This is a genomic window from Rhodoferax sp. (assembly GCF_018780565.1).
Lineage (GTDB): Bacteria > Pseudomonadota > Gammaproteobacteria > Burkholderiales > Burkholderiaceae_C > Rhodoferax.
Genome location: NZ_JADMJN010000015.1, coordinates 25,767 through 49,075 on the forward strand (window position 1 = coordinate 25,767; position 23,309 = coordinate 49,075).

Annotated in this window: 24 protein-coding genes; 12 read left to right on the forward strand and 12 right to left on the reverse strand. The window is 60.7% G+C overall.

The window, feature by feature from the left end:
- The first annotated feature begins 21 nt into the window (after positions 1-21).
- On the forward strand, positions 22-936 hold the full coding sequence (locus IV109_RS17955) for a patatin-like phospholipase family protein (protein ID WP_296700045.1): 915 nt from the start codon (positions 22-24) through the stop codon (positions 934-936).
- 249 nt (positions 937-1,185) lie between these two features.
- On the opposite strand, the gene IV109_RS17960 is transcribed toward IV109_RS17955, so the two are convergent.
- Positions 1,186-1,728, reverse strand: coding sequence for a phasin family protein (locus IV109_RS17960; RefSeq protein WP_296700049.1), 543 nt, complete (start codon positions 1,726-1,728; stop codon positions 1,186-1,188).
- 218 nt (positions 1,729-1,946) lie between these two features.
- Here IV109_RS17960 and IV109_RS17965 point away from each other — a divergent pair, with 218 nt between their 5' ends.
- The 9 genes from IV109_RS17965 (at position 1,947) to IV109_RS18005 (ending at position 12,778) form a co-directional block, all read left to right on the forward strand.
- Positions 1,947-2,393 carry a thioesterase family protein gene (locus tag IV109_RS17965; protein ID WP_296700052.1) on the forward strand — a complete coding sequence of 149 codons (447 nt, stop codon included), beginning with the start codon at positions 1,947-1,949 and terminating at the stop codon, positions 2,391-2,393.
- Positions 2,390-3,085: a nitroreductase gene (locus tag IV109_RS17970; RefSeq protein ID WP_296700055.1), complete on the forward strand. Its 696-nt coding sequence runs from the start codon at positions 2,390-2,392 to the stop codon at positions 3,083-3,085. The genes IV109_RS17965 and IV109_RS17970 overlap by 4 nt, the downstream gene beginning before the upstream one ends.
- A gap of 31 nt (positions 3,086-3,116) precedes the next feature.
- A complete protein-coding gene (locus tag IV109_RS17975; RefSeq protein WP_296700059.1) occupies positions 3,117-4,955 on the forward strand; it encodes an ABC transporter permease in 1,839 nt (612 codons plus the stop codon).
- Entirely contained in the window at positions 4,952-5,764 is an 813-nt protein-coding gene (locus IV109_RS17980) for an ABC transporter ATP-binding protein (protein WP_296700062.1), read from the forward strand. Before IV109_RS17975 ends, IV109_RS17980 begins: the two co-directional genes overlap by 4 nt.
- On the forward strand, positions 5,764-6,390 hold the full coding sequence (locus IV109_RS17985; RefSeq protein WP_296700065.1) for an ABC transporter ATP-binding protein: 627 nt from the start codon (positions 5,764-5,766) through the stop codon (positions 6,388-6,390). Before IV109_RS17980 ends, IV109_RS17985 begins: the two co-directional genes overlap by 1 nt.
- A 9-nt stretch (positions 6,391-6,399) precedes the next feature.
- A complete protein-coding gene (pncB, locus tag IV109_RS17990) occupies positions 6,400-7,635 on the forward strand; it encodes a nicotinate phosphoribosyltransferase (protein ID WP_296700068.1) in 1,236 nt (411 codons plus the stop codon).
- 41 nt (positions 7,636-7,676) lie between these two features.
- Positions 7,677-9,086 carry a sodium:proton antiporter gene (locus tag IV109_RS17995; protein ID WP_296700071.1) on the forward strand — a complete coding sequence of 470 codons (1,410 nt, stop codon included), beginning with the start codon at positions 7,677-7,679 and terminating at the stop codon, positions 9,084-9,086.
- A 10-nt stretch (positions 9,087-9,096) separates the two neighbouring features.
- Complete coding sequence (locus tag IV109_RS18000) at positions 9,097-10,083, forward strand: D-glycerate dehydrogenase (RefSeq protein WP_296700075.1); 987 nt, start codon at positions 9,097-9,099, stop codon at positions 10,081-10,083.
- A gap of 64 nt (positions 10,084-10,147) precedes the next feature.
- Complete coding sequence (locus IV109_RS18005) at positions 10,148-12,778, forward strand: cation-translocating P-type ATPase (RefSeq protein WP_296700079.1); 2,631 nt, start codon at positions 10,148-10,150, stop codon at positions 12,776-12,778.
- 16 nt (positions 12,779-12,794) lie between these two features.
- Here the strand turns inward: IV109_RS18005 and IV109_RS18010 are convergent, their stop codons facing one another.
- The 6 genes from IV109_RS18010 to IV109_RS18035 all read right to left on the reverse strand — a co-directional run bounded on the left by IV109_RS18010 (position 12,795) and on the right by IV109_RS18035 (position 17,009).
- On the reverse strand, positions 12,795-14,234 hold the full coding sequence (locus tag IV109_RS18010; RefSeq protein ID WP_296700081.1) for an NAD-dependent succinate-semialdehyde dehydrogenase: 1,440 nt from the start codon (positions 14,232-14,234) through the stop codon (positions 12,795-12,797).
- 117 nt (positions 14,235-14,351) lie between these two features.
- Positions 14,352-15,332 carry an alpha/beta hydrolase fold domain-containing protein gene (locus tag IV109_RS18015; RefSeq protein ID WP_296700085.1) on the reverse strand — a complete coding sequence of 327 codons (981 nt, stop codon included), beginning with the start codon at positions 15,330-15,332 and terminating at the stop codon, positions 14,352-14,354.
- 52 nt (positions 15,333-15,384) lie between these two features.
- Positions 15,385-15,615 carry a hypothetical protein gene (locus tag IV109_RS18020; protein WP_296700089.1) on the reverse strand — a complete coding sequence of 77 codons (231 nt, stop codon included), beginning with the start codon at positions 15,613-15,615 and terminating at the stop codon, positions 15,385-15,387.
- Positions 15,612-15,845, reverse strand: a complete 234-nt coding sequence (locus IV109_RS18025; RefSeq protein WP_296700092.1) for an HNH endonuclease signature motif containing protein — start codon at positions 15,843-15,845, stop codon at positions 15,612-15,614. Before IV109_RS18025 ends, IV109_RS18020 begins: the two co-directional genes overlap by 4 nt.
- A gap of 16 nt (positions 15,846-15,861) precedes the next feature.
- Entirely contained in the window at positions 15,862-16,332 is a 471-nt protein-coding gene (locus IV109_RS18030) for an OsmC family protein (RefSeq protein WP_296700097.1), read from the reverse strand.
- A gap of 137 nt (positions 16,333-16,469) precedes the next feature.
- On the reverse strand, positions 16,470-17,009 hold the full coding sequence (locus IV109_RS18035; protein ID WP_296700103.1) for a cysteine hydrolase family protein: 540 nt from the start codon (positions 17,007-17,009) through the stop codon (positions 16,470-16,472).
- Between the two features lie 148 nt (positions 17,010-17,157).
- On the opposite strand from IV109_RS18035, the gene IV109_RS18040 reads away from it, so the two are divergent.
- Together IV109_RS18040 and rmuC are read left to right on the forward strand one after the other, a co-directional pair.
- Positions 17,158-18,060 carry a rhodanese-like domain-containing protein gene (locus IV109_RS18040; protein ID WP_296700108.1) on the forward strand — a complete coding sequence of 301 codons (903 nt, stop codon included), beginning with the start codon at positions 17,158-17,160 and terminating at the stop codon, positions 18,058-18,060.
- Positions 18,061-18,088: 28 nt separating this feature from the next.
- A complete protein-coding gene (gene rmuC, locus IV109_RS18045; RefSeq protein WP_296700379.1) occupies positions 18,089-19,465 on the forward strand; it encodes a DNA recombination protein RmuC in 1,377 nt (458 codons plus the stop codon).
- 9 nt (positions 19,466-19,474) lie between these two features.
- Here rmuC and IV109_RS18050 read toward each other — a convergent pair whose 3' ends face one another.
- From IV109_RS18050 to IV109_RS18070, 5 genes are all read right to left on the reverse strand, one after another.
- A complete protein-coding gene (locus IV109_RS18050; protein ID WP_296700112.1) occupies positions 19,475-20,350 on the reverse strand; it encodes a TIGR00730 family Rossman fold protein in 876 nt (291 codons plus the stop codon).
- A 20-nt stretch (positions 20,351-20,370) separates the two neighbouring features.
- Entirely contained in the window at positions 20,371-22,149 is a 1,779-nt protein-coding gene (locus IV109_RS18055) for an alpha/beta fold hydrolase (RefSeq protein WP_296700116.1), read from the reverse strand.
- A 61-nt stretch (positions 22,150-22,210) separates the two neighbouring features.
- Entirely contained in the window at positions 22,211-22,510 is a 300-nt protein-coding gene (locus tag IV109_RS18060) for a YqjK-like family protein (RefSeq protein ID WP_296700120.1), read from the reverse strand.
- Positions 22,497-22,898 carry a phage holin family protein gene (locus IV109_RS18065; RefSeq protein WP_296700123.1) on the reverse strand — a complete coding sequence of 134 codons (402 nt, stop codon included), beginning with the start codon at positions 22,896-22,898 and terminating at the stop codon, positions 22,497-22,499. The genes IV109_RS18060 and IV109_RS18065 overlap by 14 nt, the downstream gene beginning before the upstream one ends.
- Positions 22,899-22,911: 13 nt before the next feature.
- On the reverse strand, positions 22,912-23,223 hold the full coding sequence (locus tag IV109_RS18070; protein ID WP_296700126.1) for a DUF883 family protein: 312 nt from the start codon (positions 23,221-23,223) through the stop codon (positions 22,912-22,914).
- Positions 23,224-23,309 lie beyond the last annotated feature (86 nt).

The window sequence follows — 23,309 nt, forward strand, 5'->3', positions numbered from 1 at the left end:
AACGCGAATCATTCTTAATAAATGAACAGTCTCGACAGGAATTTCCGGCCTTATCTGATGATGTTGGCGTTGCTGGGTTTGGTGGCCTGCGCATCGGTCCCCGCACCGCAGTTGCCGGTAGATACGCCGCCCAAGGTTCAGGATGTACCCAGGATCTTGCCCAGAGTCGGTCTCGCCCTGGGTGGTGGTGCGGCTCGTGGGTTTGCCCATGTGGGTGTGATCCAGGTGCTGGAGGAAGCGGGCATCCGTCCGGTTCTGGTGGTGGGCACGTCTGCGGGTAGTCTGGTGGCGGCTCTGTATGCCAGCGGCAAGAGTGGCGCCCAGTTGCAGCAGGTGGCTGACACCATGGAGGAGGCTGCCTTTGCCGACTGGACGCTGCCCATCTTCAGTCGTGGCATGTTGCGTGGAGAGGCTTTTGCGCGCTACGTGAGTTTTCAGGTCAATGCCCGGCCGATTGAAAGCATGCCCATGGCTTTGGGAATTGTGGCCACCGACCTCAACAGTGGGCAGGGTGTATTGTTTCAGCGCGGCGATACGGCCACGGCGGTGCGTGCATCAAGCTCGGTGCCAGCCCTGTTTCAGCCGGTCAGGATTGGTGCGCGGGAGTACGTGGATGGCGGACTGGTGTCGCCCGTGCCGGTACGGTATGCCCGCCAGATGGGGGCCGAGTTGATCATTGCGGTGGATATTTCCAGTGCGCCGGAAGGCAATGCTGCCCATGACACACTGCAAATTCTGCTGCAGACCTTCGCCATCATGGGCAAGAGTATCAACAGCTTTGAATTGCGCGAGGCGGATATCGTGGTGCGCCCTGCTCTGGCCGGTGTGGCGAGCTCGGATTTTGCCGCCCGGCGCCGTGCGATCGAGGCAGGTCGCGTGGCAATGCAGAACCTGCTGCCCCAGTTGCGTGCAGCCTTGGCGGCAAAATCGAAATGAGGATTCAGCGTTGGGCAGAATCGACGGGGCATAAAAAAAGGGCTGGTCTTGCGACCAGCCCTTAAGGGATCCCTGAACCTGAAGGTTTCGAAAGGACCCGAGGAGACAACCAGTAGGAACGGTTAAAAACCTATTCGTTCCCTAAAAACTTAACTTGGGTAGAGTATCTCAGGGTTTTCCCTGATTTTATAGAGTTGACGCTCCAGAAAAGCGATATGGCGCTACTTTTTCTATCCAAGCGTGAATCAATTAACGCTTCTTGGCAACTGGCTTGGATGCGTTCACTGCGGTCGCAGCAACGGCATTGAAATTGGCTTCAGCAACATCAGTAGCCTGCTTGACAGCTTTTTGCACGGATTCCAGAGCGTTGGTGGCAGCAGCTACAGCGCTTTTCATCACGGCAACAGCGGTTTCAGAACCGGCGGGTGCGTTCTTGGCAGCGTTGTCCACCAAGCCCATGAATTTTTGCTGTGCTTCAGCAGCCTGGCCTTCGAAAGCCTTGCTGAATTCCGCAGTGGAGCTGGTGGTGATGTCATACAGATGACGGCTGTAGGCGGCGGTCTTCTCAGCCAGAGGCTGGAGCAGGCCGGATTGGAGGGCCAACAACTCTTGTGCGTCTTTCACGCTCAACAGCGCCTTGGCGTGTTCGCCAGACTCAGCCAGAGCAGCTTTGGAAGCAGTCAGGTTGAGTTCAACAATCTTCTCAACGCCTTCGAAAGCCTTGGAAGTCAGACCCAGCAGGGTTTCCATGTTTGCTTTGTTGGAAGCCATGATTTGTTCGACGGTCAGCATAGTAATTTCTCCAATAGAGTTAAGGTAAAACAGTATCTGCGCCGAACCCATCCCTGATATGGTTTATGTTGCAGTGCAGCATGGTTCGAATTATAGGGAGATGGACGGGGGATGCAAGCTATTTTTGTTGCACTGCAGCAAATTAGTCTGCGTATTCTAGAAAGCGGGTTTTGTCACCATGGCGAAACAATCTGCGCGCACTGGCAAAATCGGGTCCCATGAGTGAAACAAAAACTGACAAACCCCAAGCCGAGCCGCGCAGCGCCTACAAGGTGTTTCGCACCATCACCACCCGCTGGATGGACAACGATGCCTACGGGCACGTGAATAACGTGGTCTATTACAGCTGGTTCGATACGGCTGTGAATGCCTACCTGATCGAGCAGGGCGTGCTCGACATCCACCATGGCGAGACCATTGGGCTGGTGATTGAAACCCAGTGCAATTACTTTTCCTCGCTGGCCTTCCCGCAGACGGTGGAGGCCGGCATCCGTGTGGCCCGTCTGGGTTCCAGTAGCGTGCGCTATGAAGTGGGCCTGTTTGCCCAGGGCGAGCCGCTGACGGCTGCCAAGGGCCACTTCATCCATGTCTACGTGAATCAGAAAACCCGCCGTCCGACGCCTTTGCCGCTGGATCTCAAAACCGTCCTGGAAACCCTTGTATGACCCAAACCATCGTAGATGCTGCCATCACCTCGCGCATGTCGGCACGCGCCTTCACCCAGCAGGCTGTGTCGCGTGAGACGCTCACTGAGCTGCTACAGGTGGCCAGCCGGGCACCGTCGGGCACCAACACCCAGCCCTGGAAGGTGTATGTGTTGCAGGGCAGTACCCGCGCTACGCTGGTGGAGAAGGTTTGCGCTGCACACGATGCCATTCGCGCCAACCCGGCGCTGGCGGCGGACTATCGCGAAGAGTACGACTACTACCCGGAAAAGTGGGTCAGCCCCTACATTGACCGCCGCCGCGAGAACGGCTGGGGCCTTTACAGCCTGCTGGGCATTGGCAAGGGTGATAAGGACAAGATGCATTTGCAGCACCAGCGCAATTACAAGTTCTTTGACGCACCGGTGGGCCTGATGTTCACGATGGACCGCGTGATGGGGCGCGGCTCGCTGGTGGACTACGGCATGTTCCTGCAAAACATCATGGTGGCCGCGCGCGGCCACGGTTTGCACACCTGCCCGCAGGCGGCGTGGAATGGCTTTGGCAAGATCATCCTGCCGCACATTGGCGCGGGTGCCGACGAGATGCTGGTCTGCGGCATGGCCTTGGGCTATGCGGACGAGTCCGAGATCGTGAATACCTTTCACACGCCACGTGTGCCGGTGGCAGAGTTCACGCACTGGCTGGACTGATATCCGCTGACGCGCTGCGGGTAACAGCCTGATGACCTTCATTGCCATCCAGGCTCTCAATGGCCTGAGCTATGCCACTACCCTGTTCCTGATGGCGGCGGGCCTGACGCTGATTTTTGGCGTCACCCGCATCGTGAACTTTGCCCACGGCAGCTTCTTCATGCTGGGTGCGTTGTTCACGGCGCATTGGATCACGCACTGGTATCCATCCTGGGGGGAGAGCGCCACGCTGTATGCGATTGCTATGCTTTTGGGAGCTATCTGCGCAGGTATTGTGGGGGCAATGGCCGAATTTTTCCTGTTAAGACGGCTGTATGGCGTACCCGAGTTGTACCAGCTGGTGGCCACTTTCGGTCTCACGCTGGCGCTGCACGATGCGATGCGCTGGGGCTTTGGGCCAGAGGAAGTGTTTGCACCGCGTTTTCCGGGGCTCAAGGGATCGATGGCATTGTGGGGTGACTATTTTCCCCAGTACCAGCTGCTCACTATCATTCTGGGCCCGTTGGTGTGGCTTGGGCTGCATGGGCTGTTGCACCGCACCCTGTTTGGCCAGCGCTTGCGCGCCGCCACGCAAGACCGCGCCATGCTCGCAGCGCTGGGCGTCAACCCCAAGCCGCTGATGCTGGGGGCTGTGGTGCTGGGCTGCATGCTGGCGGGTTTGGGTGGGGCGCTGCAGTTGCCGCGCGAACCTGCGAACCTGCAGATGGACGTGAATGTGGTGGTGGAAACCTTTGTCGTGGTGGTGACCGGTGGCCTGGGCAGCATTGCCGGGGCGTTTTTCGCAGCGCTGCTGATTGGGCTGGTGCACGCTCTGGGCATTAGCTTTTTTCCGCAGGCCACGCTGGTGCTGGTATTCCTGACCATGGCAGTTGTGCTGGCGCTGCGGCCGATGGGGCTGCTGGGCAAGCCACTGGGCTCTGGCCCCAAGGAAATTGCACAAAAATTCATTCTGGCCCCCGCCCAATCTTCATGGTCAGCTATGACTTTCGTAGCGTTTGGTCTGTGCCTGGCGGTGCTCTGGCTGGCGGGGCCATACTGGCAATCACTGGCGGCGGATGCGCTGATCCTGATGATCTTTGGCATCAGCCTGCAGGCCATGATGGCTCTGGGGGGGCTGGTCAGCTTTGGGCATGCGGCTTTTTTTGGATTGGGGGCTTATGGCGCAGCATTGGCGCACCGCAGTTGGGACGCTTCGCTGCCGTGGGCCTTGGCCGCCGGTTGTGCGCTGGCGCTGGCGGTGGCTGCGCTGTTTGGTGCCGTGGTGGTGCGCAGTGGCGGCGTCTACCTGGCCATGCTCTCGCTGGCGCTGGCCCAGGTGGTGTGGGCCATGGCCACGCAGTGGGTAGGTCTGACGGGCGGTGACAACGGCGTGATCGGCCTGAATCTGGTGGTGCAGGACACGCGCCCTGCGTTTTACCTGCTGCTCTCGATGTTGGCCTTGCTCAGTGTCTGGGCCTTGGGCCGTTTGAGTCGATCCACCCTGGGCGCGGCATTGCAGGCGGTGCGTGATGCGCCGATGCGCGCGCAAGCCAGTGGCTTGCCGGTGAACTGGATCAAGTACCGCATATTTTGTGAGAGCGCCGTGCTGGCAAGTCTGGCGGGCGGGCTGTTTGCGGCGCACAAGGGCGCAGTTTTCCCGTCGGTTGCCAGTGTGGCGACCTCGCTGGATGCACTGCTGGTGGTCTTGCTGGGCGGGGTGCACCAGCTGTGGGGCGTGGCGGCAGGCAGTGCGGTGCTGGTGTGGGCTGGTGCTGAACTGGGCCGTGGCTTTGATTACTGGCGCGGAGCCCTGGGCGTGTTTGTGATGCTGATCATGGTGGCGTCGCCTTCCGGCTTGTTGGGATGGCTGCAGAAAGGCAAACGGCCATGACGCTTCAGGTCAGAAACCTGGTCAAGCACTTTGGTGGTGTGCACGCCGTGCAAGGCGTGAGTTTTGAACTCCAGGTCGGCGAGTGTGTGGCCCTGATCGGCCCCAACGGCGCGGGCAAATCCACCTGCTTTGCCTGCATTGCCGGGCAACACCGCCTGACCCGCGGCGAGGTGTTGTGGGCGGGCGAGCGCATCGACCGCCTTGACCCGGCCCAGCGGCTGGCACGCGGCGTGGCCCGCACGTTTCAGGTGGCGCAGACCTTTGAAGCGCTGACCGTGCTACAAAATGTGCAGCTGCTTCTGCAGGCGCCACGAGGGCTTGCGGCCTGGAATGTACTGGATACTGTGCAGCTGGATGCGGCCCAGGCCCTGCTGGCGCAGGTGGGTCTGCAAGCAGTAGCCCAGGCCGATGTGTTGGGGCTGCCGTATGGCGCCAAGAAGCGGCTGGAGCTGGCGATGGCCCTGGCCGGTGTCATGGGCGAGATCAAGTCCGCAGGACCGCGCTTGCTGCTGTTGGACGAGCCCGCCGCAGGCCTGGCCGGCCCCGAGCGGGCTGATCTGATGGCCTTGGTCAAGTCGCTGGCCCATGCAAAGGCTGATGCACGGGCTGGTGTGGCGGTGCTTTACACCGAGCACAACATGGATGCCGTGTTTGGTGTGGCCGATCGGGTACTGGTGCTGATCGACGGGCAGATTGCCGCACAGGGCTCACCGCATGAGATTGCGCAAAACGAGACGGTGCGCACGCGCTACCTGGGCCGGGCTGGCCATGCCGCCCTGTCAGACCGTGCCGGGGGAGGGGGGCGCTAATGCTAGTGGTAAAAAACCTCAAGGCCTGGTACGGCGCGGCGCAGGCCTTGTTTGACGTGTCCTTGCAAGTGGCCCCCGGCGAACTGGTGGTGCTGCAGGGGCTCAATGGTGCCGGCAAGTCCACATTGTTGCAAGCCATTATGGGCATTGGCCCTCGTGTATCGGGCCTTATCAGCTATCAAAACAATAGTATTTCAGCGTGGGAGCCGCACCGCAGGGCGCAAGCCGGTCTGGGCTATGTGGCCGAAGACCGGCGTCTCTTTGCCGCACTGACCGTGCAGGAGAACCTGCGGGTGGCAGCCCGCGGCGATGTGCAGGCCAATGAAGCCCGGGTGCTGGACCTGTTCCCGGCGCTCAAAAGCATGCTGCGTCGCTTGAGTAGTCAGATGAGCGGCGGCGAGCAGCAAATGCTGGCCGTGGCCCGCACCCTCATGACTGCGCCGAAGCTGCTTTTGCTGGACGAACCATGTGAAGGCATCTCGCCGGTGCTGGTGGAATCCATGGTGCAGGCCTTGCTCGCCCTCAAGGCCCAGGGCATGCCGATGCTGGTGGCCGAGCAAAACAGCATTCTGGCCGAGCGAGCAGACCGGGTAATTACGCTGGTGGCGGGGCAGCTAAAGGCCTAAAGTTCAAACATGATCATCACCAGTCTTCTCGATACCGACCTCTACAAATTCACCATGATGCAGGCGGTGCTGCACCAGTTTCCCGGGGCGCAGGTGGAATACAAGTTCAAATGCCGCAACCCCGGCATCGACCCTGCCACCGGCCTGGCGGCGAACAACCTGGCTTTGTATGCCAGCGAGATTCGTGACGAAATCCGCTCGCTGTGCAGCCTGCATTTCAAAGACCCCGAACTGAACTACTTGCGCTCCTTCCGGTTCATCAAAAGCGATTTCGTCGATTTTCTGGGCCTGTTCAGGCTCAACGAAAAATACATCACCGTAACGGCGTTGCCCTCGGGCGAGATCGACATCACGATCCAGGGGCCCTGGCTGCACACCATCCTGTTTGAAATCCCGGTGCTGGCCATCGTCAACGAGGTCTACTTTCGCAATACACAAAAATTGCCCGATCTGATGGAAGGGCGCAAACGCCTGGACGAAAAGATTGCCCAGCTCAGGGCGCCGGGCCTCACTGATTTGAAGATTGCCGACTATGGTACGCGGCGCCGGTTTTCCGTGGCTTGGCATGAAGAGGTGTTGCGTGTGCTCTCAGCCCGTTTGGGTATCGGTCAGAGCCCGGGCAAGGCCACAGGTGTGGCAGGCCAGCTGGCGGGCACCAGCAACGTGTTGTTTGCCATGAAGCTGGGCCTTACGCCCCTGGGCACGATGGCGCATGAGTACCTGCAAGCCTGCCAGGCGCTGGGGCCGCGTTTGCGCGACAGCCAGATCTACGCCTTCGAGTCCTGGGCCAAGGAATACCGTGGTGACCTGGGCATTGCCCTGAGCGATGTCTATGGCATGAGTGCCTTCCTGCGCGACTTCGACCTGTATTTTTGCAAGCTGTTTGACGGTGCCCGCCACGACAGTGGCGACCCGTTTCAGTGGGGCGAGCGCATGCTCGATCATTACCACCGCAACCGGGTGGATCCGCTCACCAAGACCCTCATCTTCAGCGATGCGTTGACCGTGCCGCGCATCATTGCGCTGTACCAGCAGTTCAAGGGTCGTTGCCAACTCGCCTTTGGTATTGGCACCAACCTGACCAATGACCTGGGCTACGAGCCACTGCAGATCGTCATCAAAATGGTGCGTTGCAATGGCCAACCAGTGGCCAAGCTGTCCGACGCGCCAGGCAAGAGTATGTGTGATGACGAAAAGTACCTGGCCTATTTGCGTCAGGTTTTTGACATTTCACAGCCATCCTGACTGGTTATGCTTGGTCAGCGTCACGATCCGGAGACACAGACATGAAATTACTTCGTTGGCTTGCAGTCGCAGCCCTGTTCGCGCAGCCCTGCCTGAGTTGCGCCGCCACGCTGGATGGCAGCCAGCTCTCGCCACTGTGGGGCGTGCCCTTTGCCGGAATCCTGCTGTCGATTGCCTTGATGCCACTGCTGGCGCCCATGTTTTGGCATCACCACTTCGGCAAGGTCACGGTCGCCTGGGCCCTGGCGTTTTTGCTGCCGTTTGCCTTTGTGTTTGGTCCTGCGGCAGCAAGTGCCAATTTTGTGCATGCATTGCTGGCCGAGTACGTGCCGTTCATCCTGTTGCTGACGGCCTTGTTCACGGTCGCTGGTGGCATCTTTATTCGGGGCAACCTGCACGGTGCTCCGGGGCTGAACACCGCCCTATTGGCCATTGGCGCGGTGCTGGCAAGTTTCATGGGCACCACGGGCGCTTCGATGCTGATGATCCGTCCGCTGATTCGTGCCAACGACAACCGCAAGCACAAGGCGCATGTGGTGATTTTTTTCATCTTTGTTGTCTCGAATGCGGGCGGCTCATTGACCCCGTTGGGCGATCCGCCCCTGTTCCTGGGCTTCCTCAAGGGGGTGGATTTCTTTTGGACGGTGCGCCACATCTTCCCTGAGACCCTGTTCCTGATTGGCGCGCTGCTGGCGATTTTCTATGCAATGGATGGGTGGTACTACCACCGGCGCGAAGAGATTTTGCCGGTCGACCCCACGCCGGACAGCAAGCGCATCGGGTTCGATGGCGCTGCCAATTTCTGGCTGCTTGGCGTCATCGTTGCGCTGGTGTTGCTCAGCGGATTCTGGAAGTCAGCCACGGTCTTCCATATACAGGGCACCGAGGTGGGCTTGCCAGGCCTGGTGCGCGATCTGGGTTTGATCATCGTCACCTTGCTTTCTCTCAAGTTCACACCTTCCCGGGTGCATCAGGACAACCAGTTTTCCTGGGGGCCGATGCAGGAAGTAGCCAAGCTGTTCGCGGGCATCTTCCTGACCATCATTCCGGTGATTGCCATGCTGAAGGCGGGCGTCAACGGACCCTTCAGCGCCATCGTCCTGGCTGTGACCCGACCCGACGGCACACCCGACCCCGCGATGTATTTTTGGGCCAGCGGCGTTCTGAGTTCTTTCCTGGACAATGCACCGACTTATCTGGTTTTTTTCAACACCGCTGGCGGTGATCCGCAGGTGTTGATGACGGCGCTGGCACCCACTCTGGCGGCTATTTCTGCGGGGTCCGTCTTCATGGGTGCCAACAGCTACATTGGCAATGCGCCGAACCTGATGGTCAAGGCCATCGCCGAAGACCGGGGCGTGCAGATGCCCAGTTTCTTTGGCTATATGGCGTGGTCCGGGGCCATTCTGATACCCCTGTTTTTTGTCATGACTTTCATCTGGTTCCGTTAGGAAAAAATTTATGAACAAGCCCAAAATCCTCATTGCCCGTGCCATCTTCCCGGAAGTGATCGCCAGGCTGGCGCAGCACTTCGATGTTGAAACCAACCAGACGGATGAGGTCTGGACCCCAAGCCAGCTTGTGGCCAGGCTTCAAGACAAGCAGGGCGTGTTTGCCATGGGCACGGAACGTATTGACGCCAGTGTGCTCTCGCAGTGTCCTTCCCTCAAAATTTGCGCCAACATGACGGTGGGCTACAACAACTTCGATCTCGACGCCATGACGGCTGCCGGCGTGCTGGGCACCAACGCGCCCGATGTGCTGACCGAGACCACGGCGGACTTCGGCTTTGGGCTGCTCATGGCCACTGCACGGCGCATGGCCGAAGGCGAACATTACCTGCGGGCTGGCAAATGGACCAAATGGCGCTACGACATGCTGGTAGGCTCCGACATTCATGGTTCCACACTGGGCATTTTGGGCATGGGCCGCATCGGCCAGGGCATTGCCCGGCGCGGTGCCCTGGGCTTTGGCATGAAGGTGATTTACCACAACCGCTCGCGTCTGGATGCAAAGACAGAGGTGCAATGCCAGGCCAGCTATGTGAGCAAGGAAGAACTGCTCAAATCATCAGACCACCTGGTGCTGGTCATCCCGTATTCGGCGCAGACACACCATGTGATTGGTGCAGCCGAACTGGCCATGATGAAGCCGAGCGCCACGCTGATCAACATCGCGCGTGGTGGCATTGTGGACGACGCGGCGCTGGCTGTGGCCTTGCGCAACAAGACCATTGCTGCTGCTGGCCTGGATGTGTTTGAAGGCGAGCCCAAGGTGCATCCGGACCTGCTGACCGTGCCCAATGTGGTGTTGACCCCCCACATCGCAAGTGCCACCACACCCACGCGCCTGGCCATGGCAAATCTGGCTGCGGACAACCTGATTGCCTACTTCACCCACAAGAAGCCTTTGACGCCGCTCAATCCTGTGGTATTGAGTTCGTTGTAAGGTATTGCGAGCGGATGCCGGTTGCTCCGCGCATCGCAATACCCATGAAAACTCACCTCGACCTATGAGCGCCTGGCATCATCGTGAGGTTGATGAGCTGGCGCGTGAGCACGCCGTAGACCCCGCGCATGGCTTGATTGACGCCGAGGTTCAGCGCCGTGTGGAACGCCATGGCCCCAATGAGTTGCAAAGTGGTGCGCAGCGCGGGCCGCTTGCATTGCTGGCCGAGCAATTCAAGGACTTCATGGTGCTGGTGCTGATCGCCGCTGCGCTTGTCTCGGGCGTCATTGGTGATGCGATCGACACCCTGGCCATCCTCGTGATTGTGCTGCTCAATGCCGTGATCGGCTTTGTGCAGAGCTGGCGGGCTGACCGGGCCATGGCCGCGCTGCGGCGCCTTGCCGCCGCGCAGGCCACCGTGCTGCGTGGTGGCGTGCAGCAGGTGGTGCCTACGCGCACGCTGGTGCCGGGTGATATTGTTCTGCTCGAAGCCGGCAACCAGGTGCCAGCGGACTTGCGGCTGATTGACATTGCACAACTGCAAGTGGACGAGTCCGCCCTGACGGGTGAATCGGTTTCTGTCAGCAAACAAACGGCGGCCCTTCCTGATACGGGCGACAGCGCCTTGGGCGACCGACTCAATATGGCCTACAAGGGGACTACCGCCACCCATGGTCGAGCACGTGGGCTGGTGGTGGCCATCGGCATGGCCACCGAGCTGGGCAAGGTGGCCCGTTTGCTCGATACGGCAGACCGCAGCACACCCCTGCAGCGCAGACTGGCGAGTTTTGGCAAGCGGCTCGCTGTCGCAGTGATTGGCATCTGCATCGTGATCTTTGCCGTGGGTGTGTTGCGCGGAGAATCCCCCCTGCTGATGACCCTGACCGCCATCAGTCTGGCGGTGGCCGCGATACCCGAGGCCTTGCCCGCGGTGGTCACGGTGCTTCTGGCCTTGGGTGCAAGGCGCATGGTTGCCATGAATGCACTGGTGCGCCGCTTGCCTTCGGTGGAGACCCTGGGTTCTGTCACGGTGATCTGTTCCGACAAAACCGGCACGCTGACGCAGAACCGCATGCATGTCGAGCTGCTGTTGGCGAATGGGCAAACCTGGGTGCCGGGCGACGTGTTGCCGAGTGCCGTCCACCAGGAGGCGCTGCGTGCCGGTGCCCTGTGCAACGATTCCCATCGCGGCCCTGGCCCCGCGCCAAATGTCTGGGAAGGCGACCCCACCGAGACTGCGCTGGTGCTCGCCGCGCTGAGCGCGCAAGTTGACAAGGCTGCACTGGATGCAGCATCGCCCCGTGTGCAGGAGCAACCTTTTGATTCCGTTCGCAAGCGCATGACCACCTTTCACCAGGATGCGCAGGGCTTGGTGGCCTACACCAAAGGCGCGCCGGAGTCGATGCTTCCCTGCTGCGACACGCGATGGACGCCGGCGGGTTTGCAGCCGCTGGATCGTACTGCGCTGCTGGCCGAAGCCAACGCACTGGCCGCAAAGGGCCTGCGTGTATTGGCGCTGGCCCGGCGCACGCATGCACGCCTGCCCGACACCAATGCGATGGATGCGGTGGAGAGTCAACTGGAATTTTTGGGTCTCGTTGCCTTGATCGATCCGCCGCGTGCGCAAGCCAGGGCTGCCGTGCGTGAGTGCATTCAGGCCGGCATTGTCCCTGTCATGATCACGGGGGATCATCCGGCCACGGCGCTTGCCATCGCGTACCGGCTGGGCATCGTGGAGGACGAAAAGGCCGACGTATTGACAGGGCAGGACCTGATCACGCTGGACGAGGTTGCACTGGCACAGCGCGTTGGCACCGTGCGGGTGTATGCCCGCGTCGATCCGGCACAAAAGATCCGGATTGTCGAAGCCCTGCAGGCCTTGGGCCACTATGTCGCCATGACGGGCGACGGCGTGAACGACGCCCCCGCCCTCAAGCGCGCCGATATTGGCGTGGCCATGGGCAAGGGGGGCACCGATGTGGCACGTGAGGCCTCCAGTCTGGTGCTGCTGGATGACAACTTTGCCACCATTGTGGTGGCCGTGCGGGAAGGCCGGCGCATCTACGACAACATACGCAAGTTTGTGCGCTACGCGATGACCGGCAACTCCGGGGAGATCTGGACGATCTTTCTGGCCCCCATGCTTCTATTGCCCATCCCGCTGCTGCCGATTCATATCCTGTGGGTCAACCTGGTGACCGATGGCCTGCCCGGGCTGGCGCTGGCTGCCGAGCCGGCCGAGCGTGGTGTGATGCAGCGTCCACCACGCGCACCAGATGAAAGCCTGTTTTCCAACGGCATGTGGCAACACATTCTGGGTATTGGCTTGTTGATGGGCGGCCTGTGCCTGGGCGTTCAGGCGTGGGCATTGTCAACCGGAAATGCGCACTGGCAAACCATGGTGTTCACAGTGCTGACCCTGTCGCAAATGGTTCATGTCATGGTGATCCGGTCGGAGCGCGAGTCTTTGTGGCAGCTTGGCCTGGGCTCCAACTTGCCGCTGCTGGGCGCGGTGCTGCTTACCTTTTTATTGCAGATGGCCACGATCTATGTGCCGTTCCTGAACCCGATTTTCAAGACTGAAGCCTTGAGCCTGACGGAGCTGGGAATTTGCCTGGGCGCTGCGGCCATCGTGGGTGCAGCAGTTGAGTTGGAGAAAGCCTGGCGCCGACGGTACGCGCGGCGCCAGGCCTGATCAGTTGAGTGCAGTACTAAACGTTCATGACTGCGACAGCACGCGTATTGAGGTACGCCTCCATCGCCTCCGGCCCGCCTTCAGAGCCGTAGCCTGAGTCCTTGATGCCACCAAACGGCATCTCGGCGGAGGGCATGGCGGGCATGTTGATCCACAGCATGCCGACTTCCATGCGGCGCGTGAGCAGGTCAGCGTTTTTGAGCGAGCGGGTGAACGCGTAACCAGCCAAACCGAAAGGCAAGCGATTGGCTTCGCTGATTGCATCCTCCAGTGTGTTGAAGCTGCGGATGGCGGCCATGGGCCCAAAAGGCTCGTCGTTGAATACCTTGGCGTGCAGCGGCACATCAGCCAGCACCGTGGGCTGCCAGAAGTTGCCGGCGTCTCCGATGCGCGCACCGCCATGTGCCACGGTGGCACCATGCTTGATGGCATCTTGCGTGAACTCGGCCATGGCCGTCACGCGGCGCGGGTTGGCCAGCGGGCCCATCTGCGTGCCCTCGACGGCGCCGTCGCCAACCTTCAGTGTCTGTGAATACGTGACCATTGCTGCCGTGAATTCTTTCGCAATGCTCTCGTGAACCAGAAAGCGCGTGGGCGAAATGCACACTTGCCCGGCGTTACGAAATTTGGCAGCGCCGGCGGCCTTGACGGCCAGCGCCACATCGGCGTCTTCAGCCACGATCACCGGGGCATGGCCACCGAGCTCCATGGTCACTCGCTTCATGTGCTTGCCAGCCAGCGCAGCCAGCTGTTTGCCGACCGGCGTAGAACCGGTGAAGGTGATCTTGCGAATGACGGGATGCGGTATCAGGTAGTTGGAAATCTCTGCCGGGTCGCCATAGACCAGGCCCAGCACGCCGACAGGCGCGCCCGCGTCAGCAAATGCGCGAATCAACTCGGCCGGTGCGGCCGGGGTTTCTTCAGCGGCTTTGACGATCATGGAGCAGCCTGCGGCCAGCGCCGCGGCCATCTTGCGCACCACCTGATTGATGGGGAAGTTCCATGGCGTAAAGGCGGCCACCGGACCCACCGGGTCTTTCAGCACCATCTGGCGCATGGCCAGATTGCCGCGCGAGGGCACGAGGCGGCCATAGACGCGCTGGCCTTCGTCGGCAAACCAGTCAATGATGTCGGCCGCGGCCATGGCCTCGCCTTTGGCTTCGACCAGCGGCTTGCCCTGCTCCTGCGTAAGCAGGGCCGCAATGGCGCCTGCGCGCTCGCGCATCAGGCCGGCTGCCTTGCGCATGATCCTGGCGCGCTCAATGGCCGGCATGTCGCGCCAGGACTCAAAGCCCTTTTGCGCTGCGGCCAGTGCCAGGTCGAGGTCGGCAATGCCGGCGTGCGCCACGCGGCCGATTTCCTTGCCCGTAGCGGGGTTGAACACAGCGATGGTTTTGCCGTCAGAGGCATCGCGCCAGACGCCGGCGATGAAGAGTTGGGTGTTGGGATAAGTCATGCCTGCATTCTAGATAGTGAATTGCCCGTTCAAGAAAAATCTCCCGCACACAATATTTCTGACAGGCATTCAACACGAACAGGGCCACACCAACAAGCCGGACAAGTGACGGGTCGGTTATGGCGGCGCTGCGTTACCCGACAAGTATTTCCCCAAAAACGCAAAGCTGTCGCGCCAGCACCGAACAGCCTGCTCGCGCCAGAACATCACATGAAACGCGTGGGTTTCGCCGGGGTAGTAGTGCGCGCTGCAAGGCGAATGCAGCCGCTCCAGGGCTTGTTCGAGCCGTCTGGAATCTTCTGCCACCGGGTCCGCCAGGCCAGCGGCAATGAATATCGGTGGAAAGCCGGGCGCATGGCTCATGGCTTCGACCACACACAGGGGGTCGGCCAGTGCGTGTTGCGGGCCGGGCTGGCTGGCCGCTTCGCCCAGGTAGGAGTTGGCGGCGTCGATGGCAATGCGCGCTGCCAGGGCCGATACATCGGCGCGTTGGTAGCGTGCGGGCATGCTGGTCTGTAAAAAGCCGCAGTACAGCAGGGCAGCCACCGGGTGCAAGCCGCGCTCGAACACGCGTGCGGCAAAGGCTTCAGGGCGAGCCGTGCAACAAGCCAGCGTGACGGCCAGCGCCAGATTGGCCCCGGCGGATTCACCTGCCAGTGCCATGAGCTTGGGGTTGCCGCCATAGCTATCCACATGATCTGCCGCCCACAACCAGGCAGCGCAGGCATCTTCCAGGGCGGCAGGAAAGGGGTGTTCCGGTGCCAATCGGTAATCCACATTGCACACCAGATAACCCCGCGAGGCATACGCCACCGCCAGCGCCCGATGGGTGCGCCGGGAGCCAATGGCAAAGGCGCCGCCATGCAGATAAATCAGCACCGAATGAGGCCCCGGCCCTTTGGGGCGCAGGATATCGAGCCGCAATGGCAGAGCGCCATGACGCGCGTATTCGACATCCTCGATCAACTCGCAGCCGGCCATGCGTTCTTTCATGTCCGGCAGTAAATCCGCCAGCCCGGCCAGCGCGTGCATGCCGGCATCCAGCGCAATGCGCCGGGCTGGTTGGCGGGTGGCGATCATGTTCAGCCAGCGACGCATCGAGAGTCCTCCTGCAAGCCATCGACCGATTCGGATCGGTCACGACTCTAGCTCAGACCGTCAGCCTGGCATTGATCTCGCACACGTCAAGCGTCGAGAAAGTCATGTTGTGGCGATCGGTCAGCGGTCCGCCCCCGGGCAGGATGTCGCCCTGGGCGTCATAGCCGACGGCCTTGAACTTCCAGCTTGCGCCAATCAGCTTCAGGTTGCCTACATGCTCACCTTGCACAGTCAGCACGCGGCACACCTGCGCATTGAGCGGGCTCAGCGACAGAGGTGTCACGGCGAGCTCTCCCGCTTGGGCTGGATGTGGCGTTGGTTGTTGCAGCGGTCGTGGCTGATGGCCAGGTTGTCGGTATGGCTGCTGCCACCCTCGCTGCGCGGTTTGATGTGCTCCAGCGTTGCCGCCGCATGCGGCACATGCTCGCCGCATACCCAGCAGGGCACCACACCATGCAGCTGGCGGGCTACCGTTTTGTAAATTTTGTCACGGGTGAGAGAAAGGCTGCTCATGGTCGGTTGGAAATCTCTAACTAAAGCGCGGCTCCACCAGCACCTCGGTTTTGACCGAGTTGGCGATAAAGCATTCGTCATGGGCTTTATGGTGCATCTCCAGAATGATCGCTGGCGCGGGTACCGAGTCACCGGAAAAAACGACTTCCGGTCTCAATGTCACCTGGGTCATCGCCATTTTTTTGTTGGCATTTCTCTGCATGAGGCCAACGGCCTGGTCGTGATACGAGTCAACCCTGTAGCCCCGCTTGGCTGCGATGGACAAGAACCACAGCATATGGCAACTGGACAGCGCAGAGACAAAGGCTTCCTCTGGATCAACTGCCGCTTCCACTGAAAACGGCAGCGGAACCATGTGCGGCGATGACGAGCCGGGCACCTCCAGGCCGCCGTCAAAGCGCAGGATGTGTTCCCGGCTGTAGCGGTCGTCGGTAAAAGGCTGCTCGCCTCGGCGCCATATCGTTTCGGCTGTGTAGTGATGTGCCACGTTTCGGTCCTCTGGGTTGATGGGATGAGGGGCGCTATCCTGGTGAATCCAATTCGCTATAAAAATAGTAGCTAATGATGCTTATTTCACGGAGGGGAGTAGAGGTTTTTTCCGTTATTCAAGACGAATGGATTGCTTCAGAAATCGATACGCAAATCCTCGCTGGTGACAGTCTGGGCCCTGGGTCCGAAGCTGCTGATGTTCGTTAACGTCACATTGTGGTGCTGAATAATCTGCGCTGCGGTCAAGTGTGCGTTGCTTTCTGTTGTATGGCCGTCTTCCACCAGGACGACCGGGTAAGCCAAGGCCAGCGCTCTGCGCGTGGTTGTGTCTACACAAAACTCGGTATGCATGCCGCAAATGACCAGATGGGTAACGGCGTGCCGTTTCAGGACAGCCTCCAACTCGGTGCGGTGGAATGAGTCCGGGGTGGTTTTGCGCAGGCGCAGGTCTGTGGGCTCCACCTGCAGGCCATGAGCAAGTTGCCAGTCATCGGTCCCAAACTCCAGATACCCTGCTTTGCCCTCGTGCTGTATGAAGATGACAATTGCGTCTGCGACACGTGCTTTTGCGGACACACGGTTGATCCGGCCAATGACGGCTTGTGACTCGAACGCCTGATGTTCGCCTTCGCACAAACCTTGCTGGACGTCGATGATGAGGAGTGCGGTTTTCATGGGCAGAGATTTCGTGCGGCAACGGTGCCTTTGCGCAGATTATCAACCGGTGTACAGATGGTTTAGCGGCGCTGCATCAGGTTCGGGCAAGCTCGGTCAAAATGGAGTCAATTCCAGGATCCCTTTCCGGGACGATCTCGAAACAACCTTGAACACAAAGCCCTTTTTCCGCGACGACCTCGTTCGTTGGCAACAACTCATATCCCCGCATTGGCTCCACAGCCTCTTGGCCGGCGATGAGGTGATGGCCGCACCGACTGGAAACTGGCGTCTTTTTGAGGTGGACTTCGGTGCCCCTGATGCTTATGAGCAGAGTCACATACCCGGCGCCGCCTATCTGGACACGCATTGCCTGGAAGATGGGCCGCTTTGGAACAAGGTCGCTGACGACCTGTTGCTACAGCTGCTGCTGGACATAGGTATCCGCCACGACACCACGGTCATTCTGTACAGCCGTAACATGGCTGCGGCGGCGCGGGCGGCGCATTTGATGTTGTATGCGGGTGTTGAAGACGTTCGCTTGTTAGATGGCGGCTTTGATGCATGGCAGCGCGCCGGGCTGCCATGTGCCGCAGGTGCGCCACAGAGCTACCCGAGCGCCACAGAGTTTGGTGTTCCATTTCCCGGCAATCCGCATTTCATGACTGACTTGCACCAGGCACATGCACTTTTGTTGCAGCCGGGTGGGGCACTTGTCAGCATTCGGAGCTGGGATGAATTCACTGGCAAGACATCCGGCTACAGCTACATCCAGGCCAAGGGCGATATTTCGGGGGCACTTTGGGGACACGCTGGCAGCAGTGTGGGCGCTGATGTGAACGATATGAGCGCCTTCCACCGGCCTGATGGCACGCTGCTGCCCGTCAGCGACATTCTTCAGTTTTGGCGCCAGGAGGGCATTCATGCTGACTTGCAGACAGCCTTCTATTGCGGGACAGGCTGGCGCGCTTCCCTGGCTTTTTACTATGCGTGGCTGATGGGGTGGGACAACATCAGCGTGTACGACGGGGGCTGGTTTGAGTGGAGTCAGTCTTGTTTTGCACAACAATAGAGGGATGGAGGAATCTGGTTTGAACAATATGGTGTTGTGGTCGGTGGTGGCCCTGGGTGTGGTGAATGTGTTGCTGTTGTTGTGGATGGCATTGCGCCGGGTGGACAGTGGGCCGGCGCAGCAGGCCCAGGCCGAGGTGCTGCTGGCAGTCAAAAGCACGTCCGAGCGCATGCAGCAGCTGGAGCGTGAACTGCGCCGCGAGATCAGCGAGTCATCGCGTGGCGGGCGCCAGGAGTTGACGCAAAACCTGGCCACCTTCCAGCAGGCGCTGGTGCAACAAGGGGCCGAAGCCACACGCACACAAAACACCCAGATTGACGCCTTTGGCCAGCAATTGGCGCTGCTGCAGAAGACGCTTTCTGACACGCTCAACAACCAGCTCTCGGGTTTGAGCGAGTCCAACGCGCGGCGCCTGAACGAAGTGCGCGAGACACTGGAGAAGCAGCTGGTGCAACTGCAAACCACCAACGCCACCAAGCTCGACGAGATGCGCGCCACAGTCGACGAAAAACTGCAGGCCACGCTGCAAACCCGCCTGGGCGAGAGCTTCAAGCAGGTGGCAGACCGGCTGGAGCAGGTGCACAAGGGTCTGGGGGAGATGCAGACGCTGGCGCAGGGCGTGGGCGACCTCAAGCACCTGCTGACCAACGTGAAGACACGCGGCATTTTTGGCGAGGCGCAACTGGCGTCGTTGCTGGAGCAGGTGTTTGTGGCCGACCAGTACGCGGCGCAGGTGGCCACGCGCCCGGGTAGCAAAAACGTGGTGGACTTTGCCATCAAGCTGCCCGGCCGGTCTGACCATGGCGAGCCCTTGTGGCTGCCAATTGACGCCAAGTTTCCGAATGAAGATTACGAGCGCCTGCTCGATGCACAGGGTCGGGCCGATGTGCCGGGGGCCGAGGCGGCGGGCAAGGCGCTGGAGATTCGCATCCGGCTGGAGGCCAAATCCATCAGCGAGAAATACGTGGAGCCGCCGCACACCACCGACTTTGCGATTTTGTTTCTGCCGACCGAAGGCCTTTATGCCGAGGTGCTGCGCCGCCCCGGCCTGATGGAGGCGCTGCAGCGCGAGCACCGCATCACGCTGGCTGGGCCGACCACGCTACTGGCCATGCTCAGTTCTCTACAGATGGGCTTTCGCACGCTCACACTGGAAAAGCGCTCCAGCGAGGTGTGGCAGGTGCTGGGCGCGGTCAAGACCGAGTTTGGCAAGTTTGGCGATGTGCTGGCCAAGGTGAAGTCGCAGACGCAAACGGTGCTCAACACGCTGGACAGTGCCGAGACGCGCAGCCGGGCCATGGGCCGTGCGCTGAAGAAAGTGGAAGCGCTGCCAGAGACCCAGGTGCAGGCGCTGATTCCGATGGACAAGGACTTTGACAGCGACGCCGAGACCGAGCGAAGCTGACCCGCCCGCTTACAGCGCGTAAAACTGGCGAATGGCGTCCCAGGCGGCCTCGGGGGTGTCCACGTAGGTGACCAGTTGGAGGTCTTCGGGCGAGATGGCGCCTTCTTCCACCAGCACATCAAAGTTGAACAGCCGCTTCCAATACGCTGTGCCAAACAGTACGATGGGTACGGGCTTCGATTTGCGCGTCTGTACCAGCGTAATCACTTCAAACAGCTCATCAAGGGTGCCAAACCCGCCAGGAAATGCGACCAGTGCCTTGGCCCGCATCATGAAGTGCATCTTGCGCAGGGCAAAGTAATGGAACTTGAAGCTCAGAGTGGGCGTGATGTAGGGGTTGGCGCCTTGTTCATGGGGCAGGGCGATGTTCAGGCCCACGCTGGGCACACCCAGCTCGTGCGCGCCGCGGTTGGCGGCCTCCATGATGCCGGGGCCGCCGCCGGTGGCGATGAACAGGCGTTCTTCGGGGCGCCGGTGCATGCTGTAGCCGGCCACGAGGCGGGCAAACAGACGCGCCTGATCGTAGAAATGGGCGTTGCGCACCTGACGCTGGGCCACCGCCAGCGCGCTGGCGTCCCCGCTGTCTTGTGCCTGTTGCAGCGCAACTTTGGCATCTTCAGGTGCGGGGAAGCGGGCACTGCCAAACACCACAATCGTGTTTTCAATGCCTTGCTCGGTTTGGTCCAGGTCGGGTTTGAGCATCTCCAGCTGAAAGCGGATGCCGCGGGTTTCGCGTCGCAGTAAAAACTCAGGATCGGCAAAGGCCAGGCGGTAGGCGTCTGCTTCCAGGGCGTTGCCCTGCGATGCATGATTTTGCAGCTCTGCCCAAGCGTCGGCCAGGCGACGTTCGGTCAGGAGCTGGGGAGTCGGTTCAATTTTTTCCATGGATGCGATTGTGTGCGATTTCAATCCTTGTAACGCTGCATCACATAGTCTCCCGGTGCCGGGCCGAGGATGGCTTGGGCCGGAATGGGCGTTGCGGCCAACTTGCGTCCTGAATGTGCGCCAAGCCAATGGTGCCAGGCGGGCCACCATGAACCCTCGCGGGTGGCTGCCTGTGCGGCCCACTGGTCATGTTCGACCCATGCGCCACCGGCGGGTCGGGTGTCGATCTGGTAGCTGCGATTGAGGTGCCCCGGCTCGGAAATGATGCCGGCATTGTGGCCGCCGCTGGTCAGTACGAAGGTGATTTCGGCGTCGCACAAATGGTGCAGCTTGTAGACCGAGGGCCAGGGCGACACGTGGTCGCGCTGGGTGCCAACCATGAACACAGGCATGCGAATATCGGCCAACGACACGGCACGGCCTTCAACCCGGTAGGCGCTGGTAGCCAGGGCGTTGTGCAGGTACAGCGAGGTGAGGTACTCGTGGTGCATACGGGCCGGCATGCGGGTGGTGTCGGCGTTCCAGGCCATCAGGTCATTTTGCTGCTCGCGTTCACCCATCAGGTATTCACGCATGCGCCGGGTCCAGATCAGATCGCGCGAGTGCAGAAACTGGAACGAGCCCGCCATCTGTTCGCCGGTGAGATAACCCTTGCCACGCGTGATGTTGTCCAAAAATCCCACCTGGCTTTCATCGATGAACAGGCCCAGTTCACCCGGCTCCGAAAAATCGGTCTGCGCGGCCAGCAGTGTCAGGCTTTTGAGTGGCGGCAGGGCTTTGGTGTCGGACATGCCACCCGCGCGGCCCAGCGCTGCAGCGGCAATGGCCAGCAGCGTGCCACCCAGGCAATAGCCCATGGCATGCACACCCCGGGCCTTGCCGCTCAGGGATCCGACAGCGCGCAGTGCATCCAGCACACCCAGGCGCAGGTAGTCGTCCATGGACAGATCATGGTCTGAAGCTTTCGGATTGCGCCAGGAGAGCATGTACACGGTATGCCCCTGTTCGACCAGATAGCGAACCATCGAGTTGTGGGGCGACAGGTCAAGGATGTAGTACTTCATGATCCACGAAGGAACCACCAGTACCGGCTCGGGGTGAACCTTGTCGCTTTGTGCCTCATAGCGAATCAGCTCGATCAGGCGGTTGCGGTAAACCACCTGGCCGGGTGTCGTTGCCACGTCGCGCCCGACCTGAAAACGTTGGGCGGTAGCCAGGTCCTCTGGCGTCTGAAGGCCCGAGACATCCTGCAGCCAGTTCTGCGCACCCTTGAGTAAATGCGTGCCACCCGATTCGATCGCATCGCGCAGGACCACCGGGTTGGTGGTCAGCCAGTTGGCCGGGGTCATCATGCCCAGCCATTGGCGAGCGAAGAACTGGGTCATGTTGGCATGGTGGGCAGTCATCCCGCTCACCTGCGCGGCTTCGTGCCAGAAGGTCTCGGTATTGCGAAAGCCGGTGCGCAGCTGACTGAACGGCCAGGTGGCCCAGGCCTCGTGACGAAAACGTGGGTCGTCGTCGGCCGGACCCGCATCGCCCGGAATAACGCCGTCGGCCTTGATGGTGTCGGTGCAAAGCTTCGCAGCGAGGGCGGCGAGTTCGAGTTGACGTCCCGGTGACACGCCCAGGTGCCAGGCCCAGTCGGCCATGGCAAGGGAAAGGGACACGGGGGAGAGTCCGCCGGTCAAGGGTGCGGCTGCGGCGTGCACCAGCCGGTCAAGTCGCTGGGTGGGTGATTCTTCTGCCTTGGTGATGGGGGCCCGTGGGACGGAACGGGTGTTCTTTTTAGGGGTGCTCATAGTCAGGCGTTGATCCGGGTGCAGCATTCTGGGGTGCAACCACCCAGTGAATGGTTTGGGGTTAAGGCTTTAGGGATGGCATCGACAGCGCCCAGTTTCGCACTTTTTCGAAGGTCCTCCAGGTCCACCACAGACGGCTACCCCAAACCACCACGCGCCGTGGTCGAAGCGCGACCAGCACCAGCACCGCACCCAGCGGCCACTGCGGGTTGTGCTGCAGCCATTGCAGGCCTGCGCGCACCTGATCCGCGACAGCCAGCGGTGTTTTGAAAACCTGCGTCTGGCTGGCCAGTGTCCTGCGCAGCTGGGCAGAGCGCATCTGCAAACGCTGCTGACGCAGGAGCAGATCACTGTGGTTCATGTGGGCTCAATGTTGGCATTCCGACGCGATCCTGCTTCAGTTCGGCCAGAGTTGTCTCGAGCATGCCTGTTGCATTGCGTAAACGGTGCCGCGCCTGCTGCATCAGCAAGGCTCCTGTGGCAAGAAAAAGCAGCATCATGAGGCCCAATGCAGTCATCCTGTAGCCCTCCCAGAACATCAGGATGACCAGACCGCATAGCATCACCAAGCCTAAGCCGAGAAACAGCAACGCCAGTGCACCCCAAAGCAGACCGTCAAAGATCCGGCGTTTCTCCAACTCGACCTCGGTGGAGATGATTTCCAGCCGCACCTGCGCCATCTCCAGCGCGGTGGCCAGCAAGCGGCGCAAGGAGGCGAAGAGGCCGCTGTGCTGGACGGGTTCGGCCATGACCGGCGCGAGGTCAGCGACGAGCGATCAGCAACCCGGTCACCAGCCCCACGCCGACCGCGATGCCAATCGAACGCCAGGGATTGTCATGCACGAAATGATCGGTCGCCTGGCCGACGGCGCGGGCTTTGTTCACGGCCACTTCCTGCAAATGCACCAGTTCCGACTTGGCCCGTTCCATTCTGGCCTGAACCCGGCTGCGCACGTCTGCGGCGCCTTCTCCAGCCTGATCGGCCGTCATGCGCAGCAACTCCTCGGCGTCGGCAATCACCACCCGCAAGTCGCTCATCAATTTGTCTTTGTGGGCTGTGCTCATCTCGTTCATGGTATCCCTCCAATGTGATTGAAACTCGGTTCGAATGGTAGTCAGCGCCCCGGGGCATTGCGTGACAAAAATCAAGAATCAGAAGG

Excerpts from the sequence above, each read along its gene's own strand:
- IV109_RS17955 (WP_296700045.1), top strand. The coding sequence starts at position 22 with ATGAACAGTCTCGACAGGAATTTCCGGCCTTATCTGATGATGTTGGCG.
- IV109_RS17960 (WP_296700049.1), bottom strand. The coding sequence starts at position 1,728 with ATGCTGACCGTCGAACAAATCATGGCTTCCAACAAAGCAAACATGGAA.
- IV109_RS17965 (WP_296700052.1), top strand. The coding sequence starts at position 1,947 with ATGAGTGAAACAAAAACTGACAAACCCCAAGCCGAGCCGCGCAGCGCC.
- IV109_RS17970 (WP_296700055.1), top strand. The coding sequence starts at position 2,390 with ATGACCCAAACCATCGTAGATGCTGCCATCACCTCGCGCATGTCGGCA.
- IV109_RS17975 (WP_296700059.1), top strand. The coding sequence starts at position 3,117 with ATGACCTTCATTGCCATCCAGGCTCTCAATGGCCTGAGCTATGCCACT.
- IV109_RS17980 (WP_296700062.1), top strand. The coding sequence starts at position 4,952 with ATGACGCTTCAGGTCAGAAACCTGGTCAAGCACTTTGGTGGTGTGCAC.
- IV109_RS17985 (WP_296700065.1), top strand. The coding sequence starts at position 5,764 with ATGCTAGTGGTAAAAAACCTCAAGGCCTGGTACGGCGCGGCGCAGGCC.
- pncB (WP_296700068.1), top strand. The coding sequence starts at position 6,400 with ATGATCATCACCAGTCTTCTCGATACCGACCTCTACAAATTCACCATG.
- IV109_RS17995 (WP_296700071.1), top strand. The coding sequence starts at position 7,677 with ATGAAATTACTTCGTTGGCTTGCAGTCGCAGCCCTGTTCGCGCAGCCC.
- IV109_RS18000 (WP_296700075.1), top strand. The coding sequence starts at position 9,097 with ATGAACAAGCCCAAAATCCTCATTGCCCGTGCCATCTTCCCGGAAGTG.
- IV109_RS18005 (WP_296700079.1), top strand. The coding sequence starts at position 10,148 with ATGAGCGCCTGGCATCATCGTGAGGTTGATGAGCTGGCGCGTGAGCAC.
- IV109_RS18010 (WP_296700081.1), bottom strand. The coding sequence starts at position 14,234 with ATGACTTATCCCAACACCCAACTCTTCATCGCCGGCGTCTGGCGCGAT.
- IV109_RS18015 (WP_296700085.1), bottom strand. The coding sequence starts at position 15,332 with ATGCGTCGCTGGCTGAACATGATCGCCACCCGCCAACCAGCCCGGCGC.
- IV109_RS18025 (WP_296700092.1), bottom strand. The coding sequence starts at position 15,845 with ATGAGCAGCCTTTCTCTCACCCGTGACAAAATTTACAAAACGGTAGCC.
- IV109_RS18035 (WP_296700103.1), bottom strand. The coding sequence starts at position 17,009 with ATGAAAACCGCACTCCTCATCATCGACGTCCAGCAAGGTTTGTGCGAA.
- rmuC (WP_296700379.1), top strand. The coding sequence starts at position 18,089 with ATGGTGTTGTGGTCGGTGGTGGCCCTGGGTGTGGTGAATGTGTTGCTG.
- IV109_RS18050 (WP_296700112.1), bottom strand. The coding sequence starts at position 20,350 with ATGGAAAAAATTGAACCGACTCCCCAGCTCCTGACCGAACGTCGCCTG.
- IV109_RS18055 (WP_296700116.1), bottom strand. The coding sequence starts at position 22,149 with ATGAGCACCCCTAAAAAGAACACCCGTTCCGTCCCACGGGCCCCCATC.
- IV109_RS18060 (WP_296700120.1), bottom strand. The coding sequence starts at position 22,510 with ATGAACCACAGTGATCTGCTCCTGCGTCAGCAGCGTTTGCAGATGCGC.
- IV109_RS18065 (WP_296700123.1), bottom strand. The coding sequence starts at position 22,898 with ATGGCCGAACCCGTCCAGCACAGCGGCCTCTTCGCCTCCTTGCGCCGC.
- IV109_RS18070 (WP_296700126.1), bottom strand. The coding sequence starts at position 23,223 with ATGAACGAGATGAGCACAGCCCACAAAGACAAATTGATGAGCGACTTG.